This window comes from Shewanella sairae (assembly GCF_023283535.1).
Taxonomy (GTDB): domain Bacteria; phylum Pseudomonadota; class Gammaproteobacteria; order Enterobacterales; family Shewanellaceae; genus Shewanella; species Shewanella sairae.
The window spans coordinates 1-18288 of the sequence record NZ_JAKILT010000029.1 but is presented as its reverse complement, the minus strand read 5'-3'; the positions used below and the strand labels follow the sequence as shown (position 1 = coordinate 18288).

General features: G+C 44.3%; 17 protein-coding genes. 7 read left to right on the top strand and 10 right to left on the bottom strand.

What is annotated here, in order from left to right; all coding sequences use genetic code 11:
- Position 1 precedes the first annotated feature (1 nt).
- The 3 genes from L2748_RS13220 to L2748_RS13210 form a co-directional block, all read right to left on the bottom strand.
- A complete protein-coding gene (locus L2748_RS13220) occupies positions 2–1090 on the bottom strand; it encodes a biotin/lipoyl-containing protein (RefSeq protein WP_220780409.1) in 1089 nt (362 codons plus the stop codon).
- On the bottom strand, positions 1087–2469 hold the full coding sequence (locus tag L2748_RS13215) for a TolC family protein (RefSeq protein WP_220780410.1): 1383 nt from the start codon (positions 2467–2469) through the stop codon (positions 1087–1089). The genes L2748_RS13220 and L2748_RS13215 overlap by 4 nt, the downstream gene beginning before the upstream one ends.
- A gap of 115 nt (positions 2470–2584) precedes the next feature.
- Positions 2585–2995 carry a hypothetical protein gene (locus tag L2748_RS13210; protein WP_220780411.1) on the bottom strand — a complete coding sequence of 137 codons (411 nt, stop codon included), beginning with the start codon at positions 2993–2995 and terminating at the stop codon, positions 2585–2587.
- Positions 2996–3331: 336 nt separating this feature from the next.
- On the opposite strand from L2748_RS13210, the gene ric reads away from it, so the two are divergent.
- Positions 3332–4069, top strand: coding sequence for an iron-sulfur cluster repair di-iron protein (ric, locus tag L2748_RS13205; RefSeq protein ID WP_220780412.1), 738 nt, complete (start codon positions 3332–3334; stop codon positions 4067–4069).
- Between the two features lie 87 nt (positions 4070–4156).
- Here ric and L2748_RS13200 read toward each other — a convergent pair whose 3' ends face one another.
- The 6 genes from L2748_RS13200 to L2748_RS13175 form a co-directional block, all read right to left on the bottom strand.
- Complete coding sequence (locus tag L2748_RS13200) at positions 4157–4873, bottom strand: HAD-IA family hydrolase (RefSeq protein WP_220780413.1); 717 nt, start codon at positions 4871–4873, stop codon at positions 4157–4159.
- A complete protein-coding gene (xerC, locus tag L2748_RS13195; RefSeq protein ID WP_220780414.1) occupies positions 4873–5763 on the bottom strand; it encodes a tyrosine recombinase XerC in 891 nt (296 codons plus the stop codon). The genes L2748_RS13200 and xerC overlap by 1 nt, the downstream gene beginning before the upstream one ends.
- A 12-nt stretch (positions 5764–5775) precedes the next feature.
- Positions 5776–6408 carry a DUF484 family protein gene (locus tag L2748_RS13190; RefSeq protein WP_220780415.1) on the bottom strand — a complete coding sequence of 211 codons (633 nt, stop codon included), beginning with the start codon at positions 6406–6408 and terminating at the stop codon, positions 5776–5778.
- Positions 6405–7232, bottom strand: coding sequence for a diaminopimelate epimerase (gene dapF, locus L2748_RS13185; protein ID WP_220780416.1), 828 nt, complete (start codon positions 7230–7232; stop codon positions 6405–6407). The genes L2748_RS13190 and dapF overlap by 4 nt, the downstream gene beginning before the upstream one ends.
- Before the next feature lie 63 nt (positions 7233–7295).
- A complete protein-coding gene (gene lysA / locus L2748_RS13180) occupies positions 7296–8540 on the bottom strand; it encodes a diaminopimelate decarboxylase (protein WP_220780417.1) in 1245 nt (414 codons plus the stop codon).
- A 5-nt stretch (positions 8541–8545) separates the two neighbouring features.
- Entirely contained in the window at positions 8546–8722 is a 177-nt protein-coding gene (locus tag L2748_RS13175) for a hypothetical protein (protein ID WP_220780418.1), read from the bottom strand.
- A gap of 412 nt (positions 8723–9134) precedes the next feature.
- Here L2748_RS13175 and cyaY point away from each other — a divergent pair, with 412 nt between their 5' ends.
- Positions 9135–9464, top strand: a complete 330-nt coding sequence (gene cyaY, locus L2748_RS13170) for an iron donor protein CyaY (RefSeq protein WP_220780419.1) — start codon at positions 9135–9137, stop codon at positions 9462–9464.
- Between the two features lie 64 nt (positions 9465–9528).
- On the opposite strand, the gene L2748_RS13165 is transcribed toward cyaY, so the two are convergent.
- The gene (locus tag L2748_RS13165; RefSeq protein ID WP_220780420.1) at positions 9529–11952 is read right to left on the bottom strand and encodes a class I adenylate cyclase; all 2424 of its coding nucleotides are present in this window, start codon (positions 11950–11952) and stop codon (positions 9529–9531) included.
- A gap of 200 nt (positions 11953–12152) precedes the next feature.
- On the opposite strand from L2748_RS13165, the gene hemC reads away from it, so the two are divergent.
- From hemC to L2748_RS13140, 5 genes are all read left to right on the top strand, one after another.
- On the top strand, positions 12153–13085 hold the full coding sequence (gene hemC / locus L2748_RS13160; protein ID WP_220780421.1) for a hydroxymethylbilane synthase: 933 nt from the start codon (positions 12153–12155) through the stop codon (positions 13083–13085).
- A gap of 5 nt (positions 13086–13090) precedes the next feature.
- The gene (locus L2748_RS13155) at positions 13091–13822 is read left to right on the top strand and encodes a uroporphyrinogen-III synthase (protein ID WP_220780422.1); all 732 of its coding nucleotides are present in this window, start codon (positions 13091–13093) and stop codon (positions 13820–13822) included.
- Between the two features lie 59 nt (positions 13823–13881).
- Complete coding sequence (locus L2748_RS13150; RefSeq protein WP_220780423.1) at positions 13882–15042, top strand: uroporphyrinogen-III C-methyltransferase; 1161 nt, start codon at positions 13882–13884, stop codon at positions 15040–15042.
- Positions 15042–16211, top strand: coding sequence for a heme biosynthesis HemY N-terminal domain-containing protein (locus tag L2748_RS13145; protein ID WP_220780424.1), 1170 nt, complete (start codon positions 15042–15044; stop codon positions 16209–16211). The genes L2748_RS13150 and L2748_RS13145 overlap by 1 nt, the downstream gene beginning before the upstream one ends.
- A 278-nt stretch (positions 16212–16489) precedes the next feature.
- Positions 16490–18288 (top strand): retention module-containing protein (locus L2748_RS13140; RefSeq protein ID WP_248957706.1); only part of this gene is annotated, 1799 nt, incomplete at its 3' end.

The following is an 18288-nucleotide window of genomic DNA, read 5'->3' as shown; positions in this document are numbered from 1 at the left end:
TTTAGTGAACGTGGCCAGCGCTTGATTTCTCAAGATCCGCTTTTAACAAAAAGCTCTTTTGCACCGCATATTCTTCGCCAGCACTTAGCCCTGACAACACCTCTGTCATTTGGCTATCACGCAATCCTAGCTCAACCACACGTTTTTCAAAACCTTCTGCAGTGCGCACAAATATCACTTGTTGACCTTCCATTTCCTGCACCGCTAAGTTTTCTATCATCAAACCAACGGCTTGTTTACTCAGAGTGACATAACCTGAGACTAAACTGCCTAGCGGCCATTGGCCGTTAGTATTATCAAGCGGTGCACGTGCAAGCTGGTATAGCTCGCCTTTTGGTGCGCTCAATAGGTACTTGATGTTAGATTCAACTTGTTGCTGTGTGGCTGAGATCAGTAACTCCTGACCAACCGCAATACTGCGCATTTGTGCAGGAAAGATTTGATATTCAGCCCACAGGCGGCTGTCATCTATAATGCTTAGCAGCACATTATCTGCTGCCATCTCGCCAGCGTTGGCATTACGTTCAACCACCACTCCGGAGATAGGCGCTTTAATTGCGTAACGCTTTAAGCTTGAATTAGACTCAACCTCAGCGATGATTTGCCCCGCTGTGACCCTATCGCCTACGTTAACTTTCACTTGAGTGATTAAACCGGCAAAACGGGCTCTAACTTGACTGCTAGCTGCTTCAGGCAAGATTGCTCGGCCATATACGGTAACAGTTTGTTTAATATCCCCAGCTTGGGCTAATTGAGTCGCTATGCCAGAGCGCAGCATCTGCTCTGCAGTAATGTGGACCTTGCCCTCTTCATGCTCGTCATGACCGTGTTCATCGCCATGCTCATCACCGTGACCATCATGTTCGTCTTGATGACCATCATTATGTTTATCATGACCATGTTCATCCTTATGTCCATGCTCATCATCGTGCTTATCATGACCATGTTCGTCATGGCGCTCAGTGTGCTGTTGATGCTCATGAGCGTGGTCATCAGAGGCATGCACTGGTGTCACAAGCATACAAGCTGTAATAACCGCAGTCACAGCAAGATGAACGAGAGAAAGTTTAGTTAATGTGTTAGCGCTCATTTTGTGTGTCCTTTAGCTGCATTAGAAAAGTCTGCTGGATCGGAAAAGTCATTAAAGAAAGTATGTTGTGAAGCAGGTAATGGCTCAGCAATCAGTTGCTCTATATCGACGCCATAACGCAGCGCTGAGGCCGCAGCATCAATCAGTGCTCGACGAGCAAATAACAGCTCTTCACGTGCAGTTAAATAATCAAGATAGCTGTACAAGCCTTGCTCATAAGCGCGTTTGGTATCTTCAAGGGCTAAGGTTAAGGTAGGAATAACACTCGCTTGCAAACGGTTAACCGTCACCATTGCCTGCTTGCGGCTGGCATAGGCGCGATATAACTGACCATAAAGCTCTAATAAAGCGACTTCTCGGTTAGCCAGCACTTGCTCTTTTGCCGCTTGAGCAGAAAGGATTTCGCCAGTATTTCGCTCAGCATTAAACAGCGGCATACTGAAGCCAGCGGTCAATGCCATATCATTAGTTTGTTGAAACTGTTTAACACCAACCGACCAGCTAATATCAGTGCTCGACTGGGTTTTGGCAAAACGCAGTTCAGCCTCTTTAAGCTGTGCCTGAGTTAAATAAGCAGTGATCGCTGGGCTGTACTTTACCTTCTCGAATAGTGGTTCGAGCGCGACATCATCACTAAAGGCAAACAAGTTGCCTTGCAACGAATCAAAGCCGACCTGAGATTCGCCCCACATCATGCTTAAAGCTAATTTAGCGTAATCGAGCTGCTGCAGTTGAGTTTCGGCAACCAGTTTTGCATTAAACACCGCCGCTTGAGCACGTTTGACTTCCGCGTCCGGAGTTACCCCGGCTTGAGCGCGCTTAGCCACAACCGTTTGTGTTTCTTCGGCAAGCTGTAATGAATCAATGGCAAGCTCTAGTTGAGACTGCGCCGCTAATACATCAATATAACGGCGAGTCGCTTCTGCGAGTACGTTTAAAGCAGCAATTTTTTGCTCAGCATCTAATAGCGCACGTTGCTCACTCACAATACCGCTGCGGGCATCCAGTTTATCACCGAGCTCAATCACCGATGATAAAGACACGCTAAACTCCGCACTTTCGATACCTTGAAACTCACCGCTTCCCACAATATTGTCAGCATCAAAGCCGATTTCAAAACCCGTTGTTAGCGCTTGGGTTTGCGCCGTACCATCAAGAGCCTTAGCTCTAAATTCAAACACTTTAAGGGATGGGTGTTGCTGTTGAACCCGTTCAATAACCGTGGTTAACGACAGCGTACCTGTTTGCGTTTCAGCCTTGGCGAGCAAGGGCGCTGCAAATAACAGAGTAATGATAACGAGAGTGCTAAACAGCCCTCGCCAAAGACAACGCATCGCCATTTTTAAGGCGTCGTTGCCAGCATAAGTATTATAAAACATCAGAGAATAAGCCTCGATTTAATACAAAAAATACAGAGCTGTTAGTTAAATCCAAAAGAGGTCTAACAGATCTTCAGCCAGCAGATAAAAGCTCGCTAAATGAATAAAATTTTGATTAAACGATTAAGGCTTTAGGCGGGCGCAAGAAAGCGAAATAAGGGGATTCAACAGAGGTAGAGCTAAAAGCAAAAAGGTGGCTATTTGGGCTTGCCGTCATAGATGTTAATGCGGTAACAGGGTGCATCAAGGTCATACAGCATGAGCAGCAATTATTACTGCATTCAGCGCAGTCATCATCTACATGGCTGACAGTTGCAACTTCATCACATTGTGGTTGCTTGTCGGCGCTATTACTTTGCTCAACAATATAGCTTGCGTCACTGCCACAATCATCGTGGGACGAACTGCAGTCATCAGCCATCGTCACCATAGATTGCATCGTTAAAATCACGATCAACAACATCCGCCCCAACTTAGCTGGAGAGGTGATGAATATTGCTCGGATAAAACGCGATAAGCTCGACATTAGGCCGCAGCATTACCTTTATTTTTAATAACGTACATGACTGACTTTATTGCGCACTCGTATCACTTTGATGCTGGCTAGTTTAAATTAATCAAAATTAAAACACTATGCGTTTATAAATCTTAATCCGCTCTCTGTATAAAAAAGTTTCAAAAACATCGATGAGCCCACACCTATAGCAACCAATTTCCCCTTCCCCCCCCCTACCTCTATCGAGTTAATTTACAGCGAAAAGTGTGATTACCCGAGCATTTTACTCAAGTAATAATTGAACCACCCAAAAGATGTAAATAATATACATGTAAATTTAGCGTCACACTTGCCTTGGAGATACCAATGTCTCAACCAAATATATTTCAGCCAGAATCACTGCACGCAAAAGAGCAACTGCTTGCCTGTCGCGTTGGTGAATTAGTCGCAAATGATTTTCGCAGCGCACATTTGTTTAGTCAGCACGGTATTGATTTTTGTTGTGGCGGTGGGATCTCATTAGCACGGGCAATTCAGCGCTTTGATGCAGATGAAACAGCCTTACTTGAAGACTTAATGGCACTCGATAGCCAAGGCGATAAGCAGCCAGGTTTAGATCAACTGCCTCTACCTGATTTACTTAACTATATTGAAGCAACGCACCATACATTTGTAAGGGATAAAGCGCCTTTACTTGTGGAGTACAGCCAAAAAATGGTTCGCGCTCATGGTGAGAAGCATGCTGAAATCAAACCCTTGGCAGGCTGGATCCGTGCACTCGTCGAAGACTTAATGCCGCACCTGATGAAAGAAGAGCAAATTCTGTTTCCGGCAATTTTAGGCCTACACAACCAAGTTGAGATGCAAAATTGCTTTGGCCACATTGGTAACCCTATTAATGCCATGCTGCATGAGCATGATGATGCATTACAGATCTTTGAAAAGATACGTGAGCTAACAAATGACTTTCAACCACCAGCGCACGCTTGCACCACTTGGCGAGTTTGCTATGCCAGCTTGGCAGAGTTTGAAGCAGACTTAAAACAGCATATCTATCTTGAGAACAATATTCTGTTTCCAAAGGCGTTAGCGCTAACCGCTTAGAGCCAATGCTAGGGTTTAGGCATCAACAACGAAAAGGCTCACCTAAGTGAGCCTTACTAATACAATGCGCATTAACAATTCGTAAAACTAGACTAGCTGACGTAACTGCATGACTGACGAGATTTCAATATGCGGCAGTTGCCCAGTCGCTAGCGACTTTGAACTGACACCAAAACCTGGATTTAACCACACAGCTTGGCAGCCTGCCGCTCTTGCGCCATCGACATCACTTTTAGCGCTATCGCCTACATGCAGCATTTTATCTAAGGGTAAGGCTAATTTGCTTGCAGCCAACTCAAACATGTCTGCTGCAGGCTTTTGCGGATAACCTAGACCTGGATGCAGTACAAACTCAAATACGCCACCTAAACCAATGCGTTGATAATCAACATTGCCATTGGTAATGCCAACTAAGCGGTACTTTTGCTTAAGCTGCGCTAATAACTCGATTACTTCAGCAGACACCTTAAAATGACTACGGTGCAGCGCAAAATGTGCCAGCCCGGCTTTAGCACCTACTTTGGCGGTTTCTGTATCGTACCCAAGCTCATTTAATCCCAGCTCTAGCATCTGCAACCTTGCTTTACTGGTATCGTGACGTAGCTCTGGAGAGCGACGCAGCATACGTGATTTGAGCGCACGCCAATCATCAAATTGCCACGCGACTGCTTTCGGATAATGTTGCTGCAGGAAATTCTGTAGCGCCTTTTCAGCCGCAACAATAACCGGTCGATTGTCATAAAGGGTGTCGTCTAAATCAAAACTTATGGCCTCAAAAGCTTGCGGCCGAATAAAGATATTCATTAAGACTGACCTCTTTTCTTCGCTCTTGGGTGCGCACCATCGTAAACCTTAGCCAGATGCTGAAAATCCAAGCTGGTATAAACTTGTGTGGTCGACAGGTTAGCGTGGCCTAATAACTCTTGCACCGCGCGCAGATCGGCACTGGACTCAAGCATATGCGTCGCAAACGAGTGCCGCAGTTTATGTGGATGCACTTTTATGCCGATAGCCTGCTCTTGGCCCCACTTAGCTAAACGCGCCTGAATGCTGCGGTGCGCTAAACGCTTGCCTTTAGCGGTAACAAACAGGGCATCATCTTCACAAGGAATATCGCGCTTGATATCCAACCATTGAGTTATCGCTTGCAGTGCCAATTTACCAATCGGCACAATTCGCTCTTTACTGCCCTTACCGAGCACTTTGACTTGCGCCTGTGAAAACTGAATATCAGCGGCATTTAACGCTGCAAGTTCTGCTAGGCGTAAACCCGAAGAATAGAACAGTTCCATAATGGCTTTATCGCGAAAACTTAAGGGATCGTTGGTGTCGATTTCCAGCAGATGAGTCACTGAATCAACATCCATATTCTTAGGAAGAGGCTTGCCTTGCTTAGGCGCACTAAGACTAATCGCCGGGTTCACTTTGATAAGCTGCTCACGCAGTAAAAACTCGTAAAACTGTTTAAGTGAAGATAACGTCAGTGAAAGTGAACGGGGACTAAGGCCTTTGCGGTGTAACTTAGCCAGAACAGCCTGCAAAGAATCGTGCTGCTGCGTTAACCATGAGTCTGTTTCAGTAAACAGTTTGGCAACCCGATTAAGTTCAAACAAATAATTACGCACCGTATAAGCCGACACTTGGCGCTCGGTACGTAAATATCGTTCAAAGTCTGCTAACGCTTTATCAGCCATATCGCCTCGCGATTAGATTTTTGTCAGCTGGTGATCGAGTAATTGTTTCAGCTGCGACAACAGCAGGTGATCCATTTCTGGATGAAAGTGCATTGGATCTTGGCTAGCGATGGCAAAGATGACCTGACCGCACTCTTTAGATAAACGAGAAAGTGCTACAGAGCCCACTTCAGTACCAAACAAGCGCTTGGATTCTTCATTGGTTAAACGACCAAAGTAATAGCCAGAATCTAAACGTTTGCTCCAGATCTGCGACAGTTCACTGTCGATATCATGCACTGTGATTAGCCTAACGTGACTAAACTGAAATTGCTCGATTAGCCCATTAGACAAGACTTGGCGTAAGTCGCCCATGTCTTCACATTTTAGCAGCTGCATAGATAATCGGCTGTTAAACATGTAGATCTGCTCATTACGTGATGCCATAGCCAATAGCGCAGTGATCTCTTCCTCTAATTGACGCACCCGTTGACGCAAGCTTTCTTGCTGGCGTTCAACTAACGACACCGCGCCACGCTGTGCATGAGGAATGCGCATCGCCAGTAATAACTCTGGATAGCGACTAAAAAAATCTGGATTATCCAGCAAATATTCGCGGATCAAGATCTCGTCAAAAGGGGCGTTTGAATTTGGATTATCGATCATTGTGCGATCTGCCCATCATAAACATGCTCTGCAGGCCCCGTCATCCATAAAGGTTTGCCTTCGCCGTCCCAGTTGATCATCAATGTGCCACCTGGAAGATCAACTTGCACATTGCGATCTAACTTACCTTGTTGAATGCCGACAACCACAGCAGCGCAAGCGCCTGTGCCGCAAGCTAAGGTTTCCGCTGCGCCGCGTTCATACACCCGCAGTTTAATATGACCAGAGTTAACCACCTGCATAAAGCCAACATTAACGCCTTTAGGGAAACGCTCGTGATTAGTCAGCTCTGCGCCTATGGTATCCACATCAGTTGTTGCTGCATCATCCACTTCAATCACACAATGTGGGTTGCCCATGGAAACCGCGCCACACAGATAAGTGCCGCTATTAGCCAACAGCAAGTAGGTTTTTTCTACTTTCTTGGCAGTAAATGGGATCTTACTTGGTTCGAGTACCGGCACGCCCATATTAACTGTGACTTTACCGTCGCGCTCAAGGCGTAAAGTGATCTTACCCGATGAAGTGCTTACGCGAATTTTATGTTTATGCGTTAAACCTTTATTACGCACAAACCGTGCAAAACAGCGTGCGCCATTGCCGCATTGCTCTACTTCGCTACCGTCAGCATTAAAGATGCGATAATGAAAATCTAAATCGGGATCGTAGGGCGGCTCAACCAGTAATAACTGATCAAAACCCACACCAAAATTCCGATCGGCTAAGCGCTTAATTTGATCTGGCGAGAAAAACACATTCTGTGTGACGCCATCGACGACCATAAAATCATTGCCTAACCCATGCATCTTAGTGAATTGGATCAAGGGGACATCCTTAAAAAGTATCAATAGCGGATCTCAAGATCCGCTACTTAGTATTATGCTAGTTTACGGCAGGATCTGCTCACCTTGCCATAACTGAGCGACTTTTTCTCGCTCTCGAATGACATAAGCGTTATCTGCATCAACCATCACTTCGGCTGCGCGTGGGCGTGAGTTATAATTCGAAGCCATCGTAAAGCCGTAGGCACCTGACGAACGCACCGCAAGGTAGTCACCCGCTTGCACGTTCAATTGACGATCTTTACCTAAAAAGTCGCCGGTTTCACAAACTGGGCCAACCACATCATAGTTGTGTGTTGTACCTGCACGCTCGATCACAGGAATGATCTTTTGCCATGCACTGTAGAGTGATGGGCGGATCAAGTCGTTCATTGCGCCATCAACTAACGCAAAACGCTTATCGCTGTTTTCTTTTAGATACAGTACTTGAGTAACAAAGATCCCGGCATTAGCCGCAATCGCTCTGCCCGGTTCAAAGATCAGTTTCAGATCGCGATCACCCAGACGCTCAAGCAGCGCTGCCGCATACACATCAGGCTGAGGTGGTACTTCATCGTCGTAAGTCACTCCGAGTCCACCGCCCACATCAAAGTGTTTAATCTTGATCCCTTGCTCTGCTAGGCGATCAATTAGTGCCAACATGCGATCCATAGCATCTAAAAACGGTTTAATCTCGGTTAGTTGGGAACCGATATGGCAATCAACGCCCTTAACAGCAAGACCTGGTAATTCGTTAGCGCGAGCAAAAATAGCCTCGGCTTCTTCCATGGCGATACCAAACTTGTTTTCTTTTAAACCGGTTGAGATATAAGGGTGAGTGCCTGCATCGACATCAGGGTTAACCCGCAAAGACACTGGCGCTACTTTACCCAGACGCAAAGCCACTAGGTTTAGCTGCTCAAGCTCTGCAGCAGATTCAACATTAAAGCAATAAATGCCTAGGTTAAGCGCCATTTCCATCTCAGCGACCGTTTTACCGACGCCAGAGAAAACCACTTTAGCTGGATCGCCGCCAGCTTCTATTACCCGTGATAGCTCGCCGCCAGAAACAATATCAAAACCACTGCCTAAGCGCGCTAGCACGTTAAGCACAGCTATATTTGAATTTGCTTTTACCGCATAACAAATAAGATGTGGATGATCACTCACCGCGTTATCAAAAGCGTGCCAATGACGCTCTAGCGTTGCGCGAGAATATATATACAGCGGTGTTCCATGCTGTTTTGCGAGTTCGGCAACTTGGCACTGCTCCGCATAAAGCTCATCTGCTTGATATAAAAAGTGATCCAACGTCTTTAGTCCTTTTTGTTTTGTTCGCTTTGCTCATGCTCTGCGTCAGGCACCTGCTTATCAGTTGCCTGCTGATTAACTTCCTGTGGCGGCGCTCTAAATAACGCACTTTTTTGCCCACAGCCCAACAGTACTAGGCTACCAAGCCCTACCAGCAAAAACAGTCTCATTTTTTTCAACATCAGGTGACCCTTGCAGCAATAGCACCCACGCTTGCTATACGGCTAAAATTGTTAATCCTGATGTTTGCAGACAAGTCCGCTATGCGTCAACCCTCTAACGCATTTATATCGGGGCTTTATTGCATAATATCTCGACCAAGAAGCACTCATTTCGCTTGAGTTAATTAACATAAATCAGCAGTTGGTTATAAAAAATGCCACAAGCACAAAAAAAATCATCATTTACCCACATAAGCAGCGCAAACATTCAAGTGCCATAAACATGGCAAACCATTAAAATATATATGATTTACTTGTTTTCGAGATTGATAAAATTAATTAGCTTTCGATTAACCACAAAATTAATGTGATTGGTAATCAGGCTAGTGATTGGTAAGATGTTGGTATTACCTAAATCTGAGGAAGAATTAGCATGGCTATAACAGATTTCGAATTTCATCAATTGGTTGATGAGATATTTCAAACAATTGATAACGCATTAGAAGTGCTAATTGACGAGCAAGATGCCGATATCGATGTTGATGGCTCTGGCAATGTACTGCAATTAGAGTTCAACGGTACTTCAACAATCGTAATGAACAAGCAAGAACCCCTGCATGAGATTTGGTTAGCAACTCAGTTTGGTGGTTATCACTTTGCTTATGTTGACGGTAAATGGATGGACGAGCGCAATGGTAATGAATTTATGCCGTTTGTGGTTGAATCTATCTTTAAGCAAAGCGGATTAAAGCTAGATATTTAACTTAGCGGTTAGACGTTTGAAAAGGAGCAGCGCTCCCTTTTATTGTTTCTAGTGGTTTGAGACTTTAAAAATCCACCTCAGATGACTCATGGGTCACGCCAAATGGCACAGCTGTTAGCTCCCCTTTTACCCGCTTTAATTTAAAAAATTGCGGTAAGTTGAAGTTATCTTTAGTCAATTGTGGGTCTTCAAAAGTATGGTAATGGCTGAGTTTATTGACTAACGCATCCACATCTGTGCCCTGCTGCACATAATGATTCAGCTCATTAGCTTCATCTAAAATAAACACATCTAAACCTTGCTTGCGTTGACGCAAGAAATATTGAATCGCGCCTTTGGCCGCATAGTCCTGAATCACAGCTGGCAGTTTGGCAAACGGCTCATCACCTAAGGTCGGCCTCGGTAACTCCAGTAATTTGCGCTGCGACAGTTGCTGATAAAAAGATTTAGCGTCGCTAAGGTTCTCGTAATGCATGCCTCGATTATTAAAAAATAAGCCATAGCGTAGTTTTCCTACCTGCAGCGCATAACCTAATGTTGTTGAGCTTTGCGCTTGACGACTAAGCCTTACCGCTCGATACAATAAGTCTTTTACTGTGCGCTCGGTTTGCGAGCGCAACTTAAGCGAACAACTGATAACCTCTACTGACACTTCCGCGCTAGCGCGCTTCATCCCGGGAGTTACAAACGACAGCGCATCGAGAATGCTCTTTTCCCCTTCAAAATGATGGCAATGCCACTCGCCCCAGCTGTTAAGGCTAATCACATCGATTGAGTCGACCATATTGCGGTGACTACGGCCGATAGAGAACACGTTACTATTCATGTAATCAGCCATAATATCTTGCCCTGACCAGCTCTCAGTTGGATCGCTATTAAAATTTAAGAGGAAAACGAGCTTACGAAAGTGCCAAGGTTGATACAGTGCCATTTTAGATACCTTGGTGAATGCATTATTCACCAAGCCATCAAGCCGATTTGCCGCCTGAGTTAAGTAAAGTGATTTACGTTTACTTTGCCGCACTTCATACCAACGTGTTTTGATGTCAGCAATCCCATTTAGGCTAGCCCATACCAATAGCTTTGCTTTACTTTTAGAGTGAAATACCGCGCTATGCTCAAGAAAGTTCTTCGGATTAGGAGAGCAACGATAAAGATAATAAGATTTATCTTGCGTGCTATATATGATCGATAGACATGGCTCCAATATAGACTTACTCCACAAGGAGTTAAGCCTCATTATTTGATGTATATCTTCACTAAAATAAGTATGCAATTTACGGGTAAGTAAACCAAGCTCGGAGATCCGTAAGCTTTCACTCAGCTTCTGAGTCGATGCAAATTGCAGTAAGGTGCGATAACTTCCCAGCATCAGCTCTTTAAGTTGTTCGTTAAACCATTGCAACTGACCACAATGCCAGTTTTCACAGTCATCTAAAGTTTTCAATAAACTTTCTGACCAGTTCCAATCAGCAACCAGCTTTTGCATCTTAAAGTAACGCCAGTCTATAGGTTGATCATGCAAGCTTAACTTAACGCCACATTTTAAATAAAAACAACGTCGAGTTAGCTCTAATCGCCTTCTCTCTCCTCGCTTTAACAAATATGACTCTATCGCTTCATATAACAAGTAATACGCATCATTCGCCGATGAGAAATCTCCCTCTAAGGTATGTTGCCAGATACGCTCGCTGACCAGCTGAGTATTCGGGTATTCGCTGGCATACGCCTCAAGCAATAGCACCTTTAACAATGCTTTATGGGGCTTTTCTACCCCTTTATATAATTGCCAAAGTGAGGCGCCAAAATACTCACTTGCCGGAAGCGAAACTGGATCGCCTAAAGATAATAACCTTGGATTGATAGTCGCATTCGGCCACCACGCAATAGGTTTACCAGCTAGTCGAAACTGACTGCGATAAAACTCTTCAAGTAACAACCAGTGTTGCGCACTGCCACTATGCTCTTGACCCATGCAATTATAAAAATCGGTTTGCTCTCCTTGCTCACGAACAAATTGCTCTGGATGCACCAAGTAAAAGTTAACCTCTAAATCAAACTGAGCAAACCACTGAGTTAACAGCACCACTTTATTGGCAAGTAGTTCACAAGCCCCTTTACTCAATTGCGCGCTATGCACTAGCCATACATCAATATCACTTTGTGGGTTCTGACCAAAACTGGCCGTACTCCCCATACTATAAATCCCTTCTATTAAGGGAGCTGACACGGAAGTGAGTTTGCTAAAATCAATATTAAGCGTGTCACACGCTTCTATGGTCTCGGGCACAGGTTCATAGTCCACAACCCCACAAGGGGTCAACGGACCGTTATAACCAGGTAATTTAGGCATGTGGTAATGGATAAAAACTGGGATAAGCCGCAAAAGGTAGCGCTTTAACGGCGACAATAATGCTATCGATCTCGCGTATCTAATGACATCTAATCTATGAGCCGCTTGCTCAAGTTTATCAAGTTCTTCTGGCAACAGTGCCGTCCCTAAAACGCAGATAACTACCCACTAATTTATACGGCAAAAGCACTCACAGCAAGTAAATGCGATCTTGATCACACTTTTTAACCTAGGTAGAACTGGGTAGACTTCAAAGAATCAACAACAGAATGTTACATCTATATTCTGGCAATGTTAGCATTGGCGCAAATAAGTTCTAAGATGGAATACCGTGCATGTCTCAAAATCTAATCCGTATCGCAACACGTAAGAGCCCTCTTGCCATGTGGCAAGCCGAATTTGTGAAAGCCGAGCTGGAAAAAATCCACGAAGGTCTCACGGTTGAATTACTGCCGATGAGCACTAAAGGCGACATCATCTTAGACACACCACTTGCTAAAGTGGGTGGTAAAGGTTTGTTCGTTAAAGAACTTGAAGTGGCTATGCTTGAAGGCCAAGCTGATATCGCAGTGCATTCAATGAAAGACGTGCCTGTTGAGTTTCCAGAAGGTCTAGGTCTTGAAGTGATTTGTGAGCGTGAAGATCCGCGCGACGCATTCGTATCAAATACCTACAAAACAATTGAAGATTTGCCACAAGGCGCTGTTGTTGGTACTTCTAGCCTACGTCGTCAATGCCAAATCCGTGCTGCACGTCCAGATCTAGTGATTAAAGATCTACGTGGTAACGTTGGTACCCGTCTAGCTAAGCTAGATGCAGGTAACTACGATGCCATTATTCTTGCAGCAGCAGGCCTTAAGCGTCTAAAGCTTGAAGAAAGAATCGCTAGCTTTATCTCTGCTGAGCAATCTCTACCCGCTAACGGCCAAGGCGCTGTAGGTATTGAATGTCGTACTGATGATGCTCGTGTTAAAGCGTTACTTGCACCACTTGAACACACTGAAACACGTATGCGCGTTACCGCAGAACGTGCGATGAACACTCGTCTTGAAGGCGGTTGTCAGGTACCAATTGGTGCATACGCTGAGATCGACGGTGATACATTAAGCCTACGTGGTTTAGTGGGTAACCCAGATGGCAGCCAAATCATCACAGCTTCTTCAACTGGCAGCACTGCTGACGCTGAAAAGCTTGGTGTTGCACTAGCTGAAGAACTGCTCGAGAAAGGTGCAAAAACCATTCTTGATGCTGTGTACGCAAACGCGTAATTAGCATGAAAGTCTTACTGACGCGCCCTGAAGGGCGCAATCAGTTGATGGTAGAGGCGTTGACACAACGCAACGTCTCTTACTTTGTTACACCCCTTTTAAACGTACAACCCACTTCAAATCTTGATGCTGAGCAAATAGATACGGTATTAAAGCAAGCCGATATTATTATTTTTATTAGCACCAATGCAGTGACTTTTGCCTCTCAAGCAATTAACCATCAATGGCCTCAATCTGCTCACTACCTTGCCGTTGGTGATGCGACTTACGCAGCTTTAAAACAGATTGGCATTAATGCAGAAAAAGCCCCTGAAGATTGCCAACAAACCGAAGGCTTATTAACCCTAGACTCGCTGAGCCAAATTCAGGACAAACATATTGTCATTGTTAGAGGTCTGGGAGGTCGTGAAGATTTGGCTACCGAGCTAATCCAACGAGGCGCTAAACTTGGCTATTGGGAAACCTATAAACGTGGTTGCCCAGCTATCGATACAGCCAGTATTTGCCAACAATGGCGAAGCTTCGGTATTAACACTATTATCATTACCAGTGGCGAAATACTCGATAACCTCGTTAAAACAGTACCAAAAGAGCTATTTGCTTGGTTGCAAACTTGTCATATTATAGTGCCAAGCTCCCGAGTATATGAAAAAGCAAAAGCGTTCGGTCTCGTGCATATTAGTAATGCCAAAGCCGCTAACACCAATGCTATGTTGGCTGTGTTATTTCAAAACTAGTTCGCCGCTAAGCTCATACTCGCTCTTTCTGCAGAACCATAGCTTTCAAGGACTGTTTAATGGAAACCAAGAACACTGATGCCAGCGCTTCAGAGCCTACAACTGAGCCAACAGTTGCAGCGCAGCCCGTTGTCGAACCCCAGTCAGCGGCAGTACCTGAACCGCAACCAACTAGCAGCGAACATACGGCGCCATCAGACACTGCGCAAAATAAAAATACGCCTTGGGGCACTATCATCACTTTATTCCTATTGCTGATAGTCACTTTTTCTGCAGTTGCGGGGGGGTATTACCTCTACCAGCAATTACAAATGCAGCAGGCAGAATCAGCAAAGCTCAACCAAAAACTGCAAGCTGCGTTAGTTGAACCCAATCAACGTATTACCATGCTTGAGCAACAGCAAAACCAATTCAAGTCTAATGTAGATTTAGCCATGGCTCAGAGCTTTGAGCAACAAACTCAACTTGAAGAACGCGTGTCTATTATTGCTCAGCGTAACCCTAATCACTGGCGCGCCGAAGAAGCTAAATACCTCGTTAGATTAGCAGGCCAAAAGCTGTGGTTAGAGAAAGACCCGAGCACAGCAACAAGCCTACTCAAGGCTGCTGATGAGCGCATCAAGTCAATGCGCGATCCATCGCTAATGCCGCTAAGAAAAGCATTAGCGAAAGATATCGCTGCGGTTGCAGCGGTTAAAAACACCGATATTTCAGGCACTGTGCTGACCTTAGATTCGATTATCGATAACCTTGATACATTGCCATTAAATCGTGCTGAAACCCACTTTTCGGCTGAAGAACTTGCCGATACCCAAGTGAGTGATTCACTTGATGATTGGCAATCTAATTTAGCTAAATCTTGGCAAGCACTAATTGACGACTTTGTTATCGTAAGAAAGCGCACAACTGATGCTGCACCATTATTAGAACCAGATCAACAATGGTACTTAGTTGAAAATACTAAGAACAAACTACTACAGGCGCAATTGGCTTTATATCGTCAAGATCAAGTGAATTACCGTAACTCTATTAAGCTTGCGAGAAAGTGGATATATCAATATTTTGATCTTAAAGACCAGCAAACTACTGACACTCTAGCCACTTTAGATGCGCTAGAAACATTGAAAATTCAGTCAAGCAGTATTGACCGCTTCCAGTCTTCTAACCTACTAAATCAGTTAGTGACTTATGGCAACCTAATGACTGAGGAGGGGCAATAATGATCCGCGCCCTCGTTTATCTCATCATTATTTTATTGGGCTTATGCATTAGCCCTTTTCTGGTGGGTAGCAAAGGCTACCTATATTTGGCCATTGGTGAATACCAAGTTGAGACCAGCATTGTCTTTGCTGTTATTGCGCTAATTATATTTTACAGCTTATTACAACTGGTTGAGTTTGTAGTGGTTTGGCTGTTTAATTTAGTCCTTAACAGCCGTTATTTACCTGAAAGGTGGCGTCGAAAAGCTGCTAGAAAACACACACTTTTAGGTGCTCTCGCATTAGCAGAAGAAAACTGGCCAGCAGCAGAGAAAGCGATGGCAAAAGGGGCTGAAAAAGGTGAGCTTCCAGCGTTAAACCTATTAGCCGCCGCTCGTGCAGCCCATCACCAAAATAACCACCAAGCCCGCGATGAATACTTAGCAAAAGCCCAGTTAGAACCTTTAGCGGTTAAAGCAGTCAGTACAACGCGTACTCGTTATTTATTGCAGCAAGGTGACTTAGTCACCGCAAGAGAAGAACTCGATAAACTAAATCCAACCAGCAAGAGTAAGTTTCCAGTACTTAAGCTGGCCATTGAGCTTTATCAAGCTCAGCAAGATTGGCAAGCGCTTAAACTACTGCTACCAATTATCGGTAAAAAACATATTTTAAAAAAAGATGCGTTTAATGCATTATCGCTAAAAACTAATATCGCGTTATTAACTGAAGCAGCAAAATCAAACGAGCAAGAGCTGGAAAAATGCTGGCACTGGCTTACTAGAGCTGAGAGAAAACAAGCTGAATACATAGCACTTTACGCCATTGGTCTAAGCCGATTCGAACGTAAAGCTGAAGCAATAAAATTACTCATAAAGCAGGTAAAATATTCAGCTTCTGAGGCAATATTTAATGCTTTGGCAGAAGTCATTACACCTGCTGATGTTGAAGCGAAAAAGCAATTATTGGCGCTAGATAGTCAATATGAAAATAATGTCGACTATCAAATTTGTATCGCCAAGTTGTATCAACAAAATCATGACCACCACCAAGCTAAAATCTGGTGGCAAAAAGCTTGTTACCTCAAAGACGATAAAGATAATCTGCATGCGCTAGCGGATGCCCAAGAACATTTGGGCGAACTTAGTCGAGCGTTACAAACTAGACGTAACGCAGCCAAATTAAGCTAAGATTTATACCTTTTTAAACTAAAGGCCGGACTCTACTCGGCCTTTAGTTATATCAATATAAGCAATACATCTCCCCTTATCTTTTAAGCAACTGATAAAAAACAGTTAAGCCTGATAAATATAAAAAGCCATAAAATCCTTTAACCTCACTTGACTTCCCCCTAATTTGACAACGGCTCAATTCAGTACAGAATTTGTACTGTCAGTGCAAAAATAAAAAATGATTAAGCGCTGATAATCCTTCATTTCGCTCATGGATGAGATAGTTAGAGAATTTTATGATGGATAAATTTATTCCAAAGCAGGATGCCAAAGTTCTTGAGCTTTCTGGTGCCATAAACACAAGTAATGAACAAGGTGATAAAACGTCTCTTAAAATTGGCGACACCTTAACTCAAGACGGTGTTTATAGTACTTCTGCGGGCACAACATTTGTATTGCAATACAATGATGGTACTAAAACCTCGCAATATGAGCTGGCGAATACCTCGTCAGTTAGTGGTGAGCCCCCAAAAACAGCTGAGCTAATGGAAACGGTCCATGAAGATCAAACCGCATCTCTACAAGCTAAAATATTAAATGGCAAAGATCCTACAACAGACCTTCCTGACACAGCTGCAGGTGAAGTATCCCGAACAGCAAATGAAGGTGGAGACTATGTATCTGTAAGTCGAACGGGAAACGAAACTCTTGCGAATGCGGGGTTTGATACGATAGGGCCGCAATTTGTACAAACAGAGGAGCCCCGAAATAATTCAGAAACCATCGACTCTGTTAATAACCCAACAATTGCATTAAATGATCGCAAAACTGTGGCTGAAGATACCATAGCGACTGGCAATGTACTCGCTAACGATTCGGATGTAGATAATACACTCACAGTTGTGAGTTTTGAGGTAAACGGTGAAACCTATGCCGCTGGTACAACTATTAATCTCGATGGTGGCGAACTTCTCATTAATGAAGATGGCTCATACACCTTCACGCCCAATGATAACTCGAACGGTACCGTTCCAGTTATTACTTACACCACAAATACTGGATCGACTGCCACATTAGCACTTGAAGTCGTCCCGGTTGATGATGCGAGTGTATTAGTCAATGACAGCAACACCATTGAAGAAGGTGAAGTTGCAACCGGTAATGTACTCACTAACGACTCGGATGTAGATAATACACTCACAGTTGTGAGTTTTGAGGTAAATGGTGAAACTCATGCCGCTGGTACGACTATTGCTCTCGATGGTGGTGAACTGCTCATTAATGAAGATGGCTCGTACACCTTCACACCCAATGATAACTGGAACGGCACGGTTCCGATTATCACCTATACCACCAATACCGGCTCAACTGCCACATTAGCACTTGAAGTCGTCCCGGTTGATGATGCGAGTGTATTAGTCAATGACAGTAACACCATTGAAGAAGGTGAAGTTGCAACCGGTAATGTACTCACTAACGACTTGGATGTAGATAATACACTCACAGTTGTGAGTTTTGAGGTAAACGGTGAAACCTATGCCGCTGGTACAACTATTGCTCTTGAGGGTGGCGAACTGCTCATCAATGAAGATGGATCGTACACCTTCACACCCAATGATAACTGGAACGGCACCGTTCCGATTATCACCTATACCACCAATACCGGCTCAACTGCCACATTAACACTTGAAGTCGTCCCGATTGATGATGCGAGCGTATTAGTCAATGACAGCAACACCATTGCAGAAGATGAAGTTGCAACCGGTAATGTACTCACTAACGACTCGGATGTAGATAATACACTTACAGTTGTGAGTTTTGAGGTAAACGGTGAAACCCATGCCGCTGGTACGACTATTGATCTTGAGGGTGGCGAACTACTCATCAATGAAGATGGATCGTACACCTTCACGCCCAATGATAACTGGAACGGCACCGTTCCGATTATCACTTATACCACCAATACCGGCTCAACTGCCACATTAACACTTGAAGTCGTTCCGGTTGATGATGCGAGCGTATTAGTCAATGACAGCAACACCATTGCAGAAGATGAAGTTGCAACCGGTAATGTACTCACTAACGACTCGGATGT

What these genes read in the sequence shown, in the direction of transcription:
- L2748_RS13220 (WP_220780409.1), bottom strand. Translation starts at nt 1,090, where the DNA reads ATGAGCGCTAACACATTAACTAAACTTTCTCTCGTTCATCTTGCTGTG.
- L2748_RS13215 (WP_220780410.1), bottom strand. Translation starts at nt 2,469, where the DNA reads ATGTTTTATAATACTTATGCTGGCAACGACGCCTTAAAAATGGCGATG.
- L2748_RS13210 (WP_220780411.1), bottom strand. Translation starts at nt 2,995, where the DNA reads ATGTCGAGCTTATCGCGTTTTATCCGAGCAATATTCATCACCTCTCCA.
- ric (WP_220780412.1), top strand. Translation starts at nt 3,332, where the DNA reads ATGTCTCAACCAAATATATTTCAGCCAGAATCACTGCACGCAAAAGAG.
- L2748_RS13200 (WP_220780413.1), bottom strand. Translation starts at nt 4,873, where the DNA reads ATGAATATCTTTATTCGGCCGCAAGCTTTTGAGGCCATAAGTTTTGAT.
- xerC (WP_220780414.1), bottom strand. Translation starts at nt 5,763, where the DNA reads ATGGCTGATAAAGCGTTAGCAGACTTTGAACGATATTTACGTACCGAG.
- L2748_RS13190 (WP_220780415.1), bottom strand. Translation starts at nt 6,408, where the DNA reads ATGATCGATAATCCAAATTCAAACGCCCCTTTTGACGAGATCTTGATC.
- L2748_RS13175 (WP_220780418.1), bottom strand. Translation starts at nt 8,722, where the DNA reads ATGTTGAAAAAAATGAGACTGTTTTTGCTGGTAGGGCTTGGTAGCCTA.
- cyaY (WP_220780419.1), top strand. Translation starts at nt 9,135, where the DNA reads ATGGCTATAACAGATTTCGAATTTCATCAATTGGTTGATGAGATATTT.
- hemC (WP_220780421.1), top strand. Translation starts at nt 12,153, where the DNA reads ATGTCTCAAAATCTAATCCGTATCGCAACACGTAAGAGCCCTCTTGCC.
- L2748_RS13155 (WP_220780422.1), top strand. Translation starts at nt 13,091, where the DNA reads ATGAAAGTCTTACTGACGCGCCCTGAAGGGCGCAATCAGTTGATGGTA.
- L2748_RS13150 (WP_220780423.1), top strand. Translation starts at nt 13,882, where the DNA reads ATGGAAACCAAGAACACTGATGCCAGCGCTTCAGAGCCTACAACTGAG.
- L2748_RS13145 (WP_220780424.1), top strand. Translation starts at nt 15,042, where the DNA reads ATGATCCGCGCCCTCGTTTATCTCATCATTATTTTATTGGGCTTATGC.